This window comes from Haliea sp. (assembly GCF_040221975.1).
Lineage (GTDB): Bacteria > Pseudomonadota > Gammaproteobacteria > Pseudomonadales > Halieaceae > Haliea.
The window spans coordinates 79,965-95,593 of the sequence record NZ_JAVJWR010000009.1; the positions used below are offsets into that span (position 1 = coordinate 79,965).

13 protein-coding genes are annotated in these 15,629 nt (G+C 65.7%); 5 read left to right on the plus strand and 8 right to left on the minus strand.

Going from position 1 to position 15,629, the window contains the following annotated elements; translation table 11 throughout:
* Nucleotides 1-66: 66 nt before the first annotated feature.
* From RLO07_RS02705 to RLO07_RS02720, 4 genes are read right to left on the minus strand one after another with little or no spacing between them, the layout of a single operon-like run.
* Entirely contained in the window at nucleotides 67-969 is a 903-nt protein-coding gene (locus RLO07_RS02705; protein WP_462290599.1) for a dimethylarginine dimethylaminohydrolase family protein, read from the minus strand.
* Nucleotides 966-2,216 carry a Zn-dependent hydrolase gene (locus tag RLO07_RS02710; RefSeq protein WP_462290600.1) on the minus strand — a complete coding sequence of 417 codons (1,251 nt, stop codon included), beginning with the start codon at nucleotides 2,214-2,216 and terminating at the stop codon, nucleotides 966-968. Before RLO07_RS02710 ends, RLO07_RS02705 begins: the two co-directional genes overlap by 4 nt.
* Nucleotides 2,209-3,426 carry a pyridoxal phosphate-dependent aminotransferase gene (locus RLO07_RS02715; protein ID WP_462290601.1) on the minus strand — a complete coding sequence of 406 codons (1,218 nt, stop codon included), beginning with the start codon at nucleotides 3,424-3,426 and terminating at the stop codon, nucleotides 2,209-2,211. The genes RLO07_RS02710 and RLO07_RS02715 overlap by 8 nt, the downstream gene beginning before the upstream one ends.
* A gap of 8 nt (nucleotides 3,427-3,434) precedes the next feature.
* The gene (locus RLO07_RS02720) at nucleotides 3,435-5,066 is read right to left on the minus strand and encodes a 5-guanidino-2-oxopentanoate decarboxylase (RefSeq protein ID WP_462290602.1); all 1,632 of its coding nucleotides are present in this window, start codon (nucleotides 5,064-5,066) and stop codon (nucleotides 3,435-3,437) included.
* 77 nt (nucleotides 5,067-5,143) lie between these two features.
* On the opposite strand from RLO07_RS02720, the gene RLO07_RS02725 reads away from it, so the two are divergent.
* Nucleotides 5,144-6,034 carry a LysR substrate-binding domain-containing protein gene (locus tag RLO07_RS02725; RefSeq protein ID WP_462290603.1) on the plus strand — a complete coding sequence of 297 codons (891 nt, stop codon included), beginning with the start codon at nucleotides 5,144-5,146 and terminating at the stop codon, nucleotides 6,032-6,034.
* A gap of 3 nt (nucleotides 6,035-6,037) precedes the next feature.
* Here RLO07_RS02725 and RLO07_RS02730 read toward each other — a convergent pair whose 3' ends face one another.
* Both RLO07_RS02730 and RLO07_RS02735 read right to left on the minus strand, forming a co-directional pair.
* Nucleotides 6,038-7,231 carry an MFS transporter gene (locus RLO07_RS02730; protein WP_462290604.1) on the minus strand — a complete coding sequence of 398 codons (1,194 nt, stop codon included), beginning with the start codon at nucleotides 7,229-7,231 and terminating at the stop codon, nucleotides 6,038-6,040.
* A gap of 28 nt (nucleotides 7,232-7,259) precedes the next feature.
* A complete protein-coding gene (locus RLO07_RS02735) occupies nucleotides 7,260-8,084 on the minus strand; it encodes an SDR family NAD(P)-dependent oxidoreductase (protein ID WP_462290605.1) in 825 nt (274 codons plus the stop codon).
* A gap of 1,167 nt (nucleotides 8,085-9,251) precedes the next feature.
* On the opposite strand from RLO07_RS02735, the gene carA reads away from it, so the two are divergent.
* Genes carA through greA form a run of 3 tightly spaced genes read left to right on the plus strand, consistent with a single transcriptional unit; the run spans nucleotide 9,252 to nucleotide 14,095 of the window.
* Nucleotides 9,252-10,394, plus strand: a complete 1,143-nt coding sequence (carA, locus tag RLO07_RS02740) for a glutamine-hydrolyzing carbamoyl-phosphate synthase small subunit (protein WP_462290606.1) — start codon at nucleotides 9,252-9,254, stop codon at nucleotides 10,392-10,394.
* A 6-nt stretch (nucleotides 10,395-10,400) separates the two neighbouring features.
* A complete protein-coding gene (gene carB / locus RLO07_RS02745; RefSeq protein ID WP_462290607.1) occupies nucleotides 10,401-13,622 on the plus strand; it encodes a carbamoyl-phosphate synthase large subunit in 3,222 nt (1,073 codons plus the stop codon).
* Complete coding sequence (gene greA, locus RLO07_RS02750) at nucleotides 13,619-14,095, plus strand: transcription elongation factor GreA (protein ID WP_462290608.1); 477 nt, start codon at nucleotides 13,619-13,621, stop codon at nucleotides 14,093-14,095. The genes carB and greA overlap by 4 nt, the downstream gene beginning before the upstream one ends.
* Nucleotides 14,096-14,119: 24 nt before the next feature.
* On the opposite strand, the gene RLO07_RS02755 is transcribed toward greA, so the two are convergent.
* Complete coding sequence (locus RLO07_RS02755) at nucleotides 14,120-14,458, minus strand: hypothetical protein (protein WP_462290609.1); 339 nt, start codon at nucleotides 14,456-14,458, stop codon at nucleotides 14,120-14,122.
* A gap of 6 nt (nucleotides 14,459-14,464) precedes the next feature.
* A complete protein-coding gene (gene yhbY, locus RLO07_RS02760) occupies nucleotides 14,465-14,776 on the minus strand; it encodes a ribosome assembly RNA-binding protein YhbY (protein ID WP_462290610.1) in 312 nt (103 codons plus the stop codon).
* A gap of 135 nt (nucleotides 14,777-14,911) precedes the next feature.
* On the opposite strand from yhbY, the gene rlmE reads away from it, so the two are divergent.
* Nucleotides 14,912-15,550: a 23S rRNA (uridine(2552)-2'-O)-methyltransferase RlmE gene (rlmE, locus tag RLO07_RS02765; protein WP_462290611.1), complete on the plus strand. Its 639-nt coding sequence runs from the start codon at nucleotides 14,912-14,914 to the stop codon at nucleotides 15,548-15,550.
* The last annotated feature ends 79 nt before the right edge of the window (nucleotides 15,551-15,629 follow it).

The following is a 15,629-nucleotide window of genomic DNA, read 5'->3' on the forward strand; positions in this document are numbered from 1 at the left end:
GCCTGCGTATGATTATGCAGTCCGGTGTGGGCAATTTTGCCTGCAGGCCAGGCGAGCGGGCGCTGCTCAGGCAGGGTCCCGCCGCAGCGGCTGGCACATGCAGTGCACGCCGCCGCCACCCGCGGTAAACAGGCTGACGTCCGGGTCGATCACCTCCAGTCCCCGGGCCCGGCACTTGTCCCGCAGTTCGACGTTGTCATTGGGCATCAGCACCCGGTCATTGCCCAGGGCCACGACGTTACAGCCCAGCTCCAGCATCGCCCGGTAGGAGATGTCGATCAGTTCGATACCGCGCCCCTGCAGCCAGTCCAGGAATTCCTGCTCCAGGGCCTGGCCACAGACCGCGGCGAGCTTGTCCGACAGCATCGCCAGCTTCACGTCCAGGTGCAGGAAGTAGGGATCAAAGCTGTAGTTGCGGAATTCCCAGCCCTCTGCCTCCACCCAGGCCTGCAACTGGGCCAGGCCCTCGGGGCTGGTGCGCTCGCCGCTGATTCCGCAGACAATCACCCCGGGTTCAAGCACCATGAAATCGCCTCCCTCCAGGCTGCCGGCGGTGATGATGTCGTAGATGGGGATATCCTGGCCGAGGTAGAACTCCAGCACCGGCTTCCACTCCCCGCGCCGCCAGGGGCTGTACATCTGGGTGATGATCGGCCCCCAGGGGGTCATGACCGAGGAGTCCCGGGCGTAGATCTGGTAGGGCAGGGCGGAGTCGGCTTCGAGGATATGGGTGGTGACACCGGCCTGCCGGTAGGCATCCAGCATCTCCCGGTACTGGGCGCGCGCCAGCACCGGGTCAAATTCCCGGCCCAGACGCCGGGAGCGGCGGGCCATGGCGTTGCCGGGTTGCCAGCGGTAGTGGTCCACCGGACCGATCAACACGTCGCGCAACACCCCGTACTCGGAGTCCATGCCCCAGCGGGTGAGTACTGCGCTGCCGCCGCCCGCCTTGCGCTGCCCCAGGTTCATGCCGCCACCCCCGCCCGTTCCAGCATGGCCAGCAGCAGCACGTTGGCGCCCTGTTCTGCCTGGGCCGGTGTAATGGCCTCCGCCTCGTTGTGGCTGACGCCGCCCTCGCAGGGGATGAAGATCATGCTGGTGGGCGCAACGGCTGCGAGATTGCAGGCATCGTGGCCGGCCCCGGATACCATCTCGCGATGGCTGTAGCCCAGGGCTTCTACCGCCTGCGCCACCGCGGCCACGCAGTCCGGGTCGAAGGTGACGCCGGGGGCCTCCCAGAAGCAGCTCACCTTCCCCTCAAGCTGGAAACGGGCACAGGCGTCCTGCACCGCCGCTTCCAGCCCGGCCTCCAGCGCTCGATAGCGCGCCAGCTGCGGATGGCGGATGTCCACGGTCAGCTCTACCTGTTCCGGGACCGTGTTGCTGGAACCGGGCCGCGCCTGCACAAAGCCGCAGGTGACCCGGGCCTCTGGCCCCTGCTCGGTGGCCAGCGCGAACAGTGCCGGCAGCAGTGCGGCCAGGGCCATCATCGGATCCTTGCGCATGGCCATGGGCGTCGGCCCGGCGTGGGTGGCGACACCGTCGATGAATACCCGGTGGCGGCTCATGTGCTGCACCCCGGTGACCACGCCGATAGCCAGTTCCTCTGCCTCCAGCACCGGCCCCTGCTCGATATGCAGTTCAAAGGCCGCGTGTACCGGGAACGGCTGCGCCGGTTCCTGGCCCCGATAGCCGATGCGCTGCAGCTCCTCGCCGACGCTGTGGCCGTCGCGGTCGGTGAGCGCGCAGGCCTCGGCCAGGGGCATGGCGCCGGACCATACGGCGGAGCCCATCATCGCGGTATCGAAGCGGCAACCCTCCTCGTTGGTCCAGACCACGACTTCCAGCGGGTGCCGGGTGTGGATACCCGCGTCGTTCAGGGTCTCGAGCACCTCCAGCCCCCCGAGCACGCCGTAGACGCCGTCGTATTTGCCGCCGGTGGGCTGGGTGTCGAGGTGGCTGCCGGTCAGGACCGGGGCCGCGTCCGCGTCGACGCCGGGGCGGCGAGCAAAGATATTGCCGATGGCGTCGATGCGGATGTCGCAACCCGCCTGTCTGCACCAGTCCAGGAACAGGTCGCGACCGATCCGGTCGGTGTCGGTCAGGGCCTGCCGGTTGCAGCCACCGTTGGCGGTGGCGCCGTGGGCGGCCATGGCCTGCAGGCGATCCCAGAGGCGCCGGCCGTTGATGCGGGGCAAAGTTGCGCTATCACTCACGGGGTTTGCACTCCAGTGTTGCTACAAAGGCTTCGATGCGGTCGAAGGCCGACGCCATCGCCGCCACGGACAGGGTCAGGGAAATCCGTACATAGTTACGGCAGCTGGCACCGAAACCCGCGCCCGGCAGTACCGATACCTGCCCCTGGTCGAGCAGGGCTTCGGCGAAAGCCAGTCCGTCGAGGCCCGTGCCCGCGACGTCGACCATCACGAACATGCCAGCTGCCGGTACTTCACAGTTCAGGCCGGGAATCCCCGCGATCCGCTGGCAGACATAATCCCGGCGCCGACGATATTCGTCCCGCACCCCGGCGATGTAGTCCTCATCATTGGTCAGGGCATGGACAGCGGCATCCTGCACGAACTGGCAGCAGCCAAACAGGGTGGCGGAGGTGAACTCCAGCAGGCGGTCCGCCAGCGCCAGGCTGCTCACGGTCCAGCCCAGGCGCCAGCCCGTCATGGCGTGGGACTTGGACAGGCCGTCGATGACCACAACGTTGTCCAGCGCCTTCGCCGCCTTGCGCAGGGAGGTGTGCGGCTGCTCGAAGGTGATCATTGAGTACACCTCATCGGAGACCAGCCAGATGTCCCGCTCCCGGCACCAGGCAGCGAGCGCACACAGTTGCGCAGGCGTAATCATGTTGCCCGCGGGATTGCCGGGGGTGTTCAGCAGCAGGACCCGGGTCGCCGGGGTGACAGCCACCTGTACGGCGGCGACATCAAGCGCAAAGCCGGCGGCGGCCTCCAGCGGGAAAGTGACGGCGTTGATGCCGAGGGCCCGGAACAGTCCGTCGTAGCCCACGTACATGGGCTCCGCCACCACCACGTCCTCGCCGGGGTCCACCAGGCAGGCCAGTACCGAGTAGATGGCATTGGTAGCGCCGGGGAAAATCACGATCTCATCGGGGTCGCAGGGCTTGTCGGAAGCGTTTGCTTCGATAGCGGCGATGGTTCGGCGCAGGCTCAGTTCGCCGCGCCCCGGGGCGTAGTGGGTGCGGCCCCGCTCGAGGCTGTCAATGGCGGCGTCTATGGTGGAAGGCAGCGTGGGCAGGTCGGGATCACCGACGGACAACAGGCACACCGGCTCATCGCGAGCCGCCATCTCGCAGGCCCGATCGTGTACGCCCCAGACGCCCTGGCCGTCGTCGATGAGGCGGTGGGCGAGGCGGCTGGTACGGCCGCTGAAGGCCGGCCCGGCAATTGCGGTCATGGTGTCACTCACGGTTGCGTGACCGGGTCCAGGAAATCGCGCTCCTGGACTTCGATCAGGGTGGGAACTGTGCGCCCGGCGCTGTCTTCCAGCAGCGCCCGCAGCTGCCCGAGGTTGCCGGCGCGTGCCGCCTCGCAGCCCATGGCGCGGGCCGTGGCGATAAAGTCCGGGGTGTACGGGTCGCAGGCGATGGGCTCCATCCCGGCAGCGACAAAATTCTGCGCGATCATCTCGTAGCGGCTGTTGTTCCACACCACAACAGCGATGCCGACACCGGCTTCAACGGCGCTGGCGAGTTCCGGCAGGGTGAACTGCAGGCCACCGTCCCCGATCAGGGCGATCACCGCCTCGCCGGGTCGTGCGAGTTTGGCGCCTATAGCGGCGGGGAGGGCGTAACCCAGGGTGCCGTAGCCGGTGGCAGCGCTGGCGAAGCTGCGCGGTGTCGACGGGTGATACTGGGCCGCGGCGAAGTAGGCCGGCTGGGTTGAGTCAGCCATCAGGACGGCATCCGGCAGGGCCAGCTGCAGGCAGTCCAGAAATGCTTGATAGTCGGCCCGGTGGCCGGTCGTTGCCGCCAACACGGCTGCCGTGCGCCCGGCGCCGTCGCGGGACCGCCGCTGCAGCAGGGGCAGCAGCGCCGCCAGGGCGAGACCACTGTCGGCGCGGATTGCCACGTCGGGGCGCATGTTGCGGCACAGTTGGGCGCCGTCGATATCGATGCGCACCAGCTTGCCTCCGAGTGCAAAGCCGCCGTCGAAAAAGAAGTCGTAGTCGGTCTCGCTGAATTCGGTGCCGATGGCAAGGACGACGTCCGCGCTCTGGTACAGGGCCCGCACCGCTGGCAGCGAGGGGCTGCTGGCCACCAGCAGCGGGTGCTCAGGGGGCAGGATGCCGCGGGCGTTGTGGGTACAGGTGACCGGCGCGTCCAGCAGCACCGCCAGCTCGCGCACCAGCGCGGCGGCATCGGCGCTGCCGCCACCGAGCGCGATCACCGGGCGCTCGGCGCCGTTGAGCAGCCGTGCGGCCTCCGTGATCGCCGCCAGGTCCGGGCCTGGACGGGAGGGCAGGGGCCAGGGCGCAATCTCCAGGTGGCTGGCATCGGCGGTGATCACGTCCTGTGGAATACTGATGTGTACCGGCCCCGGGCGCTCACTGGCGAAGATGGCAAAGGCCCGGGCCAGCACGCGGGGCAGTTCGTCCACGCGCAGCAGGCGATGGCTCCAGACACTGCACTCCGCCATCGCCGCCTGCAGGTTGCGGGTCTCGTGCAGGCGGCCCTCGCCGAGGCCGAGCTGGTGGCGGTTGTTGTCCGCCGAGATCACCAGCATCGGAACCGAGTCCTGCAGGGCCTGGCCCATGGCGGTGGCAATATTGAGGGCGCCGGGGCCGGAGACGGTAATGCAGGCGGCGGGCTTGCCGGTCACCCGGGCGTAGCCGTCGGCCATGAAGCCGGCGCCCTGCTCGTGGCGCGGGGTAATGTGGCGGATGCTGCTGCGGGGCAGGCCCCGATACAGCTCGATGGTGTGGGTGCCGGGAATGCCAAAGGCCAGCTCAATGCCGCAGGCCGCCAGCATCTGCATCAGGTGCTCGCCGCAGGTAATCCCATGCTGTGTCGTTTCTACTTTGGTCATGTAGCTCATAGTAGCTGTGCTCCGGTTGCGGCAATATCGAATTATCCGGCATACTTCATTACCAAATTGCATGAAGTCGCCTTCACATGAGCATCCGGCTGCCTTCCACCCGCGCCTTGGCCTGTTTTCACGCGGTGGCCAGCAGCGGCAGCGTCACCCGCGCCAGCGAGCAGCTCAACATGACCCAGGGCGCGGTCAGCCGTCAGCTCTCCAGTCTGGAGGATCAGCTTGGAGTACGCCTGTTTCTGCGCCAGCGCCAGCGCCTGCAGTTGACCGAGGCGGGGCGCCAGTACGCAGAGCGGGTGGGTGATATTCTCGAGCGTCTGCAGCGGGCCACGGAACAGCTGCACAGCCTGGGCAAACACAGCCTGAAGGTTGGGGTCGAGCCGGCGCTGGCCAGCAGCTGGCTGATTCCCCACCTGGAGGAATTCTACCGCGCGCATCCGCTGATCGATCTACAGCTGATTACCGACCTCGACAAATTGCACCCGCTGTCCACTCACTGTGATCTGGCCTTGCTGTACGGCGATGGCCAGTGGCGGGGCGCGAGTGCCAGGCGCCTGATGGGAGAGACACTGGTCGCCGTATGCAGCACGGCGCTGTTGCAGCGCCACGGCGCGCTCGAGAACTACCGCGATGCCCTGCGTTTCCCGCTGGTGCACCACAGTGGGCCCTGGTCATCCAGCGCCATCTGGCTGCACCGGGCCGGCTGCGACCAACAGCAGATTGCGCGCCTGCCGGGCCCGAGGCTGGAAACCTTTGGCCTGGTCCTGCAGTGCGCCATCCAGGGACTGGGGCTGGCTTTTCTGCCCACCTACTTTGTGCTGGAAGCTCTCGCCCGCGGCAGCCTCGTAGAGGCGAGCGAGCTGCGACTGCCCTGCGAGCAGCACTATTACCTGGTGGTACCCCGGGATAGCTCCGCGGCACCCGCAGTAACCGCCTTCGGCGCCTGGGTAGAGGCCCTGCCCCAGCTCTGAAAATCAGCGTCGCTCCCGCAGCACCAGCAACACCAGCACCACAAAGAACACAGCGGCGCTGAACATCGGCGCCAGCGCCGGGTGCATCTGGTACAGGGCGCCGGCACAGATCGGCCCGACGATAAACCCGATGGCGGGGCAGGCGGCGACCAGGCCGGCCACGGAACCCTGTTCCTCGGGTGCCACCGCCAGCGAGGCACCGGCAGCGATGGAAGGGATGGTCAGCCCCAGCCCGGTGCCGATGAAGGCCATGCCCACCGCAAGCAGCGGGAAGCGGTCCGCGCTGGCGAGAATGGCTGCCCCGAACAGCATGGCCAGCAGCCCCAGGCGAATGAATTGCCCCGGATCCAGCCTGACCCGTTGCATGACCGTGATCTGCACCAGGAAAGTGAAGGCTGCGGAGATCATCAGGGCCGCGCCGGTCATCTGCGCGGTCTGGATGCCGTTCAGGTCCAGCTTGTCCTGTACGGTAAAGCCCAGTGTCTGCTGAATACCCGAGAACCCCACGAACAAGCCCACCGCCGTTGCCAGCAGGTGCCGGAACCGGGGATCGGCAAAGCGCAGCCGTACCCGCAGGTGGCGGGGTACCAGGTCCCGTTGTGGTGTGGGCGGCAGTTGGCGCCAGACCAGGAGCGCCGCGGAGGCCGCCAGTGCCGCGGCAAAGTACAGGGGCGCAAGCAGGCCAAAGGTCGCCAGCGCGCCGCTCACCGCTGGTCCGAGAATGGTGCCCATGCTGTTGGCAGTGCCCAGCTTGGCCATGGTCCGGGTACGGTGGTCGGTGCTGCTGTTATCGGCCGCATAGGCGGTGGTGGCCGGGCTGGTAGCCGACATGATGACTGCCTGGCCGCAGCGCGCCAGCAGCGCAACCCCATAGAGCAGGGTGCCGCCCAGCAATCCCGCCAGGCCGGCGTAGAATACGCTGGTGAAAACCAGGGTGCCGGCGGTGTAGCCCAGCAGGCCGGTGATGATGATGGGCTTGCGCCCGACCCGGTCGCTGAGCCGGCCCCAGTGCGGCGACGCCAGGGCAAACACCAGCGCCGACACGGCGATGATCGAGGTGATCTGCAACTCGCTCAGGGCCACTTCCCGCCCCAGCGGGGCGAGGATCGCGAACACCAGCGACTGGCCGATCCCGGTGGCCATCAGGGCCATGATCAGTACCGTCAGCTGTCCCGTTGCCAGTTTGTGGTTGCTCATGACGGCGTGTGGCGGCGGTGGCCCGGTTTCATGCGGGCTCGTCCCGGCCCACATTGCCGAGGCCGGGCAGGAAGCGCGGATAGCTCACCGGGAACAGGCGCGTCAGCAGGTTGATGAACTTCGCGTCCGGGCCGAGAATCAGGCGCGGCTTGCGCTTTGCCACCGCGGCAATGATCTGGTTGGCGGCGGATTCCGCGGTGGTGCGCACGTGCTGGTCGAACAGGGCAGCCTTTTCATCGGCAGTGACATCCGCCGGGCCGCCGCGGCTGCGGCGGGCAATATTGGTGCCCACGCCGCCGGGGTGCACGCAGCAGATGTGCACGTTGCTGCCTTCCATTTCCATGCGCAGGGCTTCGGTATAACCGCGCACCGCGAACTTGGCGGCGTTGTAGGCGGACTGCGTGGGTACCCCGATCATGCCAAATATGGAGGAGATATTCACCAGGTGCCCCTGTGGCGCGGCCTTCAGCAGTGGCAGGAACCCCATGGTACCGTGCACCACGCCCCAGAAATTGATCCCCATCAGCCATTGCACATCGTCATAGTTGCACTCGTCCACGCGGGCACTGTAGGCCACCCCGGCATTGTTGACGACGATGTCCACCGCCGCTTGCTGCTCGGCGATGACGGCGGACCAGCCGTCCATGGCGGCCTTGTCGGCTACGTCCACCTGCTGCTGTGTCACCGCCACATCCTTGCGTTCCAGGCTGGCCACCGTATCCGCCAGGCCGGCGACATCGACGTCGCTGAGAAAGAGGGCACAGCCCTCCCGGTTCAACTGCTGCGCCAGGGCGCGGCCGATGCCGGAACCGGCGCCGGTGATAACGGCGGACTTGCCAGTGCTGTAGGCCATGGGGTGCAGAGTTCCCTGTTATTGGAGTAGCCCCACATCATAGGAAACCGCCTGCGCGACGCAACCGTTTTTTCGGTTCGGCGCGATCAGCGCCCTTCGGCCACTGCCTGGCTCCGTTCACTTCGTTCCCCCGGCGGCCTGGCGGACTTTGCTCCCTCCGTTCGCGGGGCGGCCTACGGCCGCTGCGTCGCTCCGGGAGGCGCGGACTCCGATACTCCATTCCGGGCGCATGCGGCGCGCGTTCCCTCAGTGCTTTTGCGCTGCCGTCTGGCCGCGCACGGTGTGAGCGGGGCTGGCACTTGCCATGGCGTCGGTGGCGGTTGAGCTGACCTGTTCCTACTTTCAGGGCTGGGGGCTGGCAGCCACTAAGACGATTGGGCGGGCGCACCGACGCCCTGCAAGTCCGTCTCGAAGCCCCCGCCCCCCGAATCAACGCGGGGCACCTTGACTGGGCACCATCGACTTCGTCTCGGTGAGGATCAGGGATGGCATTGCGCTTGAATCCCGCCAACACTGTCCACCCCTTCCTTTGACAGGGTACCGTGGCCCCCAGTCTTGTACCTGCGTTGATCCGGTGCGGGGATGTCGTTTTGCGGACCGGAGGGCGTCGGTGCGCCCACCGTCCCCCGCTTAGAGGCTACCAACCTGCAGCCCTGAAAGTGGGAACAGATCAACACCAAATCTATCTCAGCCATGCCGGGTACCAGCCCGGCTGACAAGGTACGCGGCCAGACGGCAGCGCAAGAACAATGAGGGAACGCGCGCCGCATGCGCCCGTAGTGGAGCAAAAGGAGCATACCCGTGGCGGAGCGACGCAGTGGCCGCAAGGCCGCCGGCAGAACGAAGGGGGCATGAGCGACGCACGGCCGTGAGGCCGCCACTCGAACAGAGCGACTTCGACACGATCCCGGAGTGACGCAGGGCCGGGACGCGCAGTCCGAAAGGCCACCAGCGGAACGAAGAGTCCCGGCTGGCGCTGGACACTGGCGGGGGTATCCCCTACAATCTCCCGCCAGATTTCTGACACCCGGATTGCGCCCCGGGCGTCGTTTGCACCTGTGAATAACCAGAGCTGATTCTATGAGAAAAAGCGAGATGCGGCCTGCCCATCTCGCTTTTTTTCGGGCGCCCGCAGCAAAGGTTTGCCGCTGAATCTTGGAGGTGTTCTTGTCCAGTCCAGCCCTGTTAGCCCTTGAGGATGGCTCCGTTTTCAGAGGTGTGGCGATAGGTGCTGAAGGCGCCTCGGTCGGCGAAGTGGTATTCAATACCGCGATGACCGGCTACCAGGAGATCCTCACCGATCCCTCCTATGCCCGGCAGATCATCACCCTGACCTACCCCCACATCGGCAATACCGGCACCAATGCCGAGGACGAGGAGTCGGCGGACATCTGGGCCGCGGGGCTGGTGATCCGCGACCTGCCACTGCTGGCCAGCAACTACCGCAACCAGGAAGACCTGCAGAGCTATTTGCGGCGGCGCAACATCGTCGGCATTGCCGACATCGACACCCGCCGCCTGACCCGTATCCTGCGCGACAAGGGCGCCCAGAACGGCTGCATCATGGCCGGTCCCGATCTCGACGAGGCGGCGGCCGTGGCCCAGGCTCGCGGCTTTGCCGGTCTCAAGGGGATGGACCTGGCCCGGGTGGTGTCGGTCGCCGAACCCTACGCCTGGCGCGAGGGCAGCTGGCAGCACGGCATCGGCCACAGCGAACGCCCCGAGGCAGAGCTGCCCTGGCACGTGGTGGCCTATGATTACGGCACCAAGCGCAATATCCTGCGCATGCTGGTGGATCGCGGCTGCCGCCTTACCGTGGTGCCGGCGCAAACCCCGGCCGCCGAGGTGCTGGCGCTGGCCCCGGACGGGGTGTTCCTGGCCAACGGCCCGGGCGACCCGGAGCCCTGCGACTACGCCATTCGTGCCATCCGCGAGATCCTGGAGACCGACATCCCGGTGTTCGGCATCTGTCTCGGCCACCAGTTGCTGGCCCTGGCCAGCGGCGCCCGTACCGTGAAGATGAGCCTCGGCCACCACGGCGCCAACCACCCGGTCAAGAACCTGGACGACGGCACGGTGCTGATAACCAGCCAGAACCACGGTTTTGCGGTCGATGAGGCCGGGTTGCCGGACAATCTGCGAGTCACCCACAAATCCCTGTTCGACGGCACCCTGCAGGGTATCCACCGCACTGACAAGGCGGCCTTCGGCTTCCAGGGTCACCCGGAAGCGAGCCCGGGCCCGCACGACGCCGCCCCGCTGTTTGACCACTTCATTGAGCTCATTGTCGCAAGAGCAGGAAACCGCTGATTCGCCATGCCTAAAAGAACCGATATCCAAAGTATCCTGATCCTCGGCGCCGGCCCCATCGTCATCGGCCAGGCCTGCGAGTTCGACTACTCCGGTGCCCAGGCCTGCAAGGCGCTGCGGGAAGAGGGTTACCGGGTAATCCTGGTGAACTCCAATCCCGCCACCATCATGACCGACCCGGCCATGGCGGATGCCACCTACATCGAGCCCATTACCTGGTCGACGGTCGCCCGCATTATCGAACAGGAACGCCCGGACGCCCTGTTGCCTACCATGGGAGGCCAGACCGCGCTCAACTGTGCCCTGGACCTGGACCGGGAAGGAGTGCTGGAGAAGTACGGCGTCGAGATGATCGGCGCCACCAAGGCAGCCATCGACATGGCGGAAGACCGCCAGCTGTTCGACCAGGCGATGAAACGAATTGGCCTGGAAACACCGCGCGCGGCACTGGCCCACAGCATGGAGGAAGCCTTCCAGGTCCTGGACCAGATCGGTTTTCCCTGCATCATCCGTCCCTCCTTCACCATGGGTGGTTCCGGCGGCGGCATCGCCTACAACCGCGACGAATTCGAGCAGATCTGTACCCGCGGCCTGGACCTGTCCCCCACCAACGAACTGCTGATCGACGAGTCCCTGATCGGCTGGAAAGAGTTCGAGATGGAAGTGGTGCGGGACAAGAACGACAACTGCATTATCGTCTGCGCGATCGAGAACTTCGACGCCATGGGGGTGCACACCGGCGATTCCATCACTGTGGCCCCGGCCCAGACCCTGACCGACAAGGAATACCAGATCATGCGCAACGCCTCGCTGGCGGTGCTGCGCGAGATTGGCGTCGAGACCGGTGGCTCCAACGTCCAGTTCGGCATGGACCCGAAAACCGGGCGCATGGTCATCATCGAGATGAACCCGCGGGTATCCCGCTCCTCGGCGCTGGCCTCCAAGGCCACCGGTTTCCCCATTGCCAAGATCGCCGCCAAGCTGGCCATCGGCTACACCCTGGACGAGTTGCAGAACGATATTACCGGCGGCGCCACCCCGGCCTCCTTTGAGCCTGCGATCGACTACGTGGTCACCAAGATTCCGCGTTTCGCCTTCGAGAAGTTCATGGCCGCCGATCCCCGCCTGACCACGCAGATGAAATCCGTGGGCGAGGTGATGGCGATCGGGCGTACCTTCCAGGAGTCCCTGCAGAAGGCCCTGCGCGGGCTGGAGGTGGGCTCTGCCGGCTTCGAGCACAAGGTGGACCTGGACGCCGAGGACGCCCGCGAAATCCTCGTTGGCGAGCTGACGATCCCGGGTGCGGATCGCATCTGGTACATCGGCGATGCTTTCCGGGCCGGGATGACGGTGGACGAGGTCTACCAGTTCTCCGGGGTGGATCCCTGGTTCCTGGTGCAGATCGAGGACCTGGTGCGCACCGAAAACAGCCTGAAGACAGTGTCCCTCAACGAACTGGACCGGGACGCCATCTTCCGCCTCAAGCGCAAGGGTTTCGCCGATGCGCGGCTGGCGGTACTGCTGGGCGTGAGCGAGCGCTCGGTCCGCAGGCACCGCCAGGAGCTGGGTGTGCGCCCGGTGTACAAGCGGGTGGATACCTGCGCCGCGGAATTCGCCACCGCCACTGCCTACATGTATTCCACCTACGAGGAGGAGTGCGAGGCCAACCCCTCCAGCCGCAACAAGATCCTGGTACTCGGCGGCGGCCCCAATCGCATCGGCCAGGGAATCGAGTTCGACTACTGCTGCGTGCACGCGGCCCTGGCCATGCGCGAGGATGGCTACGAGGCCATCATGGTCAACTGCAACCCGGAAACCGTCTCCACCGACTACGACACCTCCGACCGCCTCTACTTCGAGCCGGTGACCCTGGAGGATGTGCTGGAGATCATCGACCTGGAGAAGCCGGTCGGGGTGATCGTGCAGTTCGGCGGCCAGACCCCGCTGAAGCTGGCCCGCGACCTCGAGGCCCAGGGGGTACCCATTATCGGCACCTCGCCGGATGCCATCGACCGCGCCGAGGACCGCGAGCGGTTCCAGAAAATGATCCAGAAGCTGGGCCTCAAGCAGCCCGCCAATACCACCGTACGCAGCGTCGACGAGGCGCTGGAAGGCGCCAACCGGATCGGCTATCCGCTGGTCGTGCGGCCCTCCTATGTGTTGGGCGGTCGCGCCATGGAGATCGTGTTCCGCGAGGAAGACCTGCTGCGCTACATGCGCGATGCTGTACAGGTGTCCAACGACGCGCCGGTGCTGCTGGACTCCTTCCTCAGTGCCGCGATCGAAGTGGATATCGACGCGGTCAGCGACGGCGAACAGGTAGTGATCGGCGCCATCATGCAGCATATCGAACAGGCGGGGGTGCACTCCGGTGACTCGGCCTGCTCCCTGCCTCCCTACAACCTGGCACCGGAGGTCCAGGACGCCATGCGCGAGCAGGTCCGGCAGATGGCGCTGGAGCTGGGGGTCAAGGGCCTGATGAATGTGCAGCTGGCCTGGCAGGACGGCGAGATCTATGTGATCGAGGTGAATCCCCGGGCATCGCGTACGGTGCCCTTTGTCTCCAAGTGCATCGGCGTGTCCCTGGCCAAGATCGCGGCGCGCTGCATGGCGGGCCAGAGCCTGGCCTCCCAGGGCTTCACCAAAGAGATCATTCCGCCCTATTACTCGGTGAAGGAAGCAGTAATGCCCTTCAACAAGTTCCCGGGGGTGGACCCGATCCTGGGGCCGGAGATGCGCTCCACGGGCGAGGTCATGGGTACTGGCGACACCTTCGCCGGCGCGTTCTCCAAGGCCCAGCTCGGTGCCGGTGAACCACCGCCCCGCAGTGGCACCGCGTTGATCAGCGTGCGCGACGTCGACAAGCCCGGCGCGGTCCAGGTGGCCCGCCAGCTGGTGTCCCTGGGCTTCAAGCTGGCGGCGACCAGTGGCACCGCCAATGCGCTGGAAGCGGCGGGGCTGGAAGTGCGCCGGGTCAACAAGGTACTGGAAGGGCGCCCGCATATCGTCGACATGATCAAGAACGACGAGGCGGACCTGATTATCAACACCACCGAAGGCCGCCGCGCTACCACGGATTCGGCGCCCATTCGTGCCAGTGCGGAGCAGCACCGGGTGTTCTACACTACGACCCTGGCGGCGGCCGAGGCCATGTGCATGGCATTGAAGATGGAAACGGACAAGACAGTGCGCAGGCTGCAGGACCTGCACAGGAGTATCGGTGTATGAGCAAGGTACCCATGACCGTCAGTGGCGAGCGCCGGCTGCGGGAAGAGCTTGACCGGCTCAAGCGGGTCGAGCGTCCACGCATCACCCAGGCGATCGCCGAGGCCCGCGAGCACGGCGACCTCAAGGAGAATGCCGAGTACCATGCAGCCCGCGAGCAGCAGAGCTTCGCCGAGGGCCGGATTCAGGATATCGAGAGCAAGCTCGGCAACGCCCAGGTTATCGATGTCACCACCATTCCCTATACCGGCAAGGTCATTTTCGGTACCACGGTCGAGCTGATCAATGTCGATACCGACGCGACGGTGACCTACCGCATCGTGGGCGAGGACGAAGCCGACGTCAAAAACAACCTGATTTCAGTGGGTTCCCCCATTGCCCGCGCCCTGATTGGCAAGGAAGAGGGCGATATCGTTGTAGTCAGGGCGCCAGCCGGGGATATCGAATACGAGATCGGCAAGGTCCAGCACATCTGATCCCACGCCCCAATCCGCTCATGGTTAGCGCTGGTGCTGAAACAGTTTCAATTCGGTCAGCACCAGACGCGCCATCAGGCGGACGAGCAGGGAGTGGTTCTGCTGGCGCATGCTGGCCAGGCCTTCGCTGATCTGGTCGTAGAGTTGGTCGCGCTGTGCATCACCAAGACCTGGTGGCAGTGTGATACTGATGGTCTGCTGCTCGGCGTCGCCAACTTCGCAATAGATCTCCGTGAGTTGCGTGGCGGCAAAGTCTATCAGCGCCTGGTCGGCGCCGCGCGAAGCCAGCAGTTTGCGCAGCTCCCGGTCCAGCCACGCCAGGCCCTGGGCGCGCTGGGAAGGGAAATCGAGAACGTCTCCCATCGCTGCCTACAGCACCCGGATCAGGTTGGACAGGCGCGGATCCGGCTTTTTGACCCGCTTCAGCAGCAGCACGACATTGCCAACGCTCTGCACCAGAGTGGCGCCAGTCTCGGCGCAGAGGGCTTCCACGAGTGCGCTGCGGGCGTCCCGGTCGCCGACCGCGATCTTCACCTTGATCAGTTCGTGGTCGTCCAGCGCCCGCTGGACTTCCTGCAGCACGTTGTCGCTGAGGCCATTGCCCGCCACCGTGACCACAGGCTTCAGCTTGTGGCCGATGGCGCGCAATTGTTTTTGGTCCAGACTGGCTTTCTTGCTCATGGGGTTTCCGCGCTACAATGGCGAGTTTTGGGGGGCGGACAGTCTACACAAGCAGTGGCCTGGCGCCTAGTTCCAGCATTTACCATCGGCGGCAATCGGCGGCAATCGGCGGCAATCGGCGCAACAAGGGCATTCATGGCCAGGAAGACATCCTCCAGCAAGGCGTGGCTCAAGGAGCACCGCAACGACCCCTACGTGCAGCGTGCCCAGCGCGAGGGCTATCGCTCCCGTGCCTGCTACAAGTTGTTGGAAATACAGGAAAAAGACCGCTTGATAAAGCCCGGCATGACGGTGCTGGACCTGGGCAGTGCGCCCGGCGGCTGGTCCCAGGTGGCAGTGCAACTGGTGGGCCACCACGGCCGCGTGGTGGCCTCGGACATCCTGCCCATGGACAGTATCGCCGGGGTTGAATTCGTGCCCGGTGATTTTACCGAGGAGGCAGTGTTCGCACAGGTGCTCGCGGCACTGGGCGGTGCACCGGTGGATGTGGTGATCTCCGACATGGCGCCCAACATGAGCGGAGTGAACGCTGTCGACCAGCCGCGGTCTATGTATCTGGTTGAGCTGGCTCTGGACATGGCGCGACAGGTGCTTGCCCCGGGCGGGTCTTTTGTGGCCAAGGTGTTCCAGGGTGAGGGTTTCGACGACATCTTTCGTGACGCGAAGTCATTGTTCGGCAAGGTCCTGACCCGCAAGCCCAGGGCGTCCCGGCCCCGATCCCGCGAGGTCTATCTTGTGGGCCGGGACTTCCGGGGTGGCATCGGCGAGGGTTGAAACGTGGAGTCGTGGACCCATCTAGTGTACATTGAAAGTCTTTGTCTGCCGTTACACTGAGCCTCTTTCCGGGCGCGTC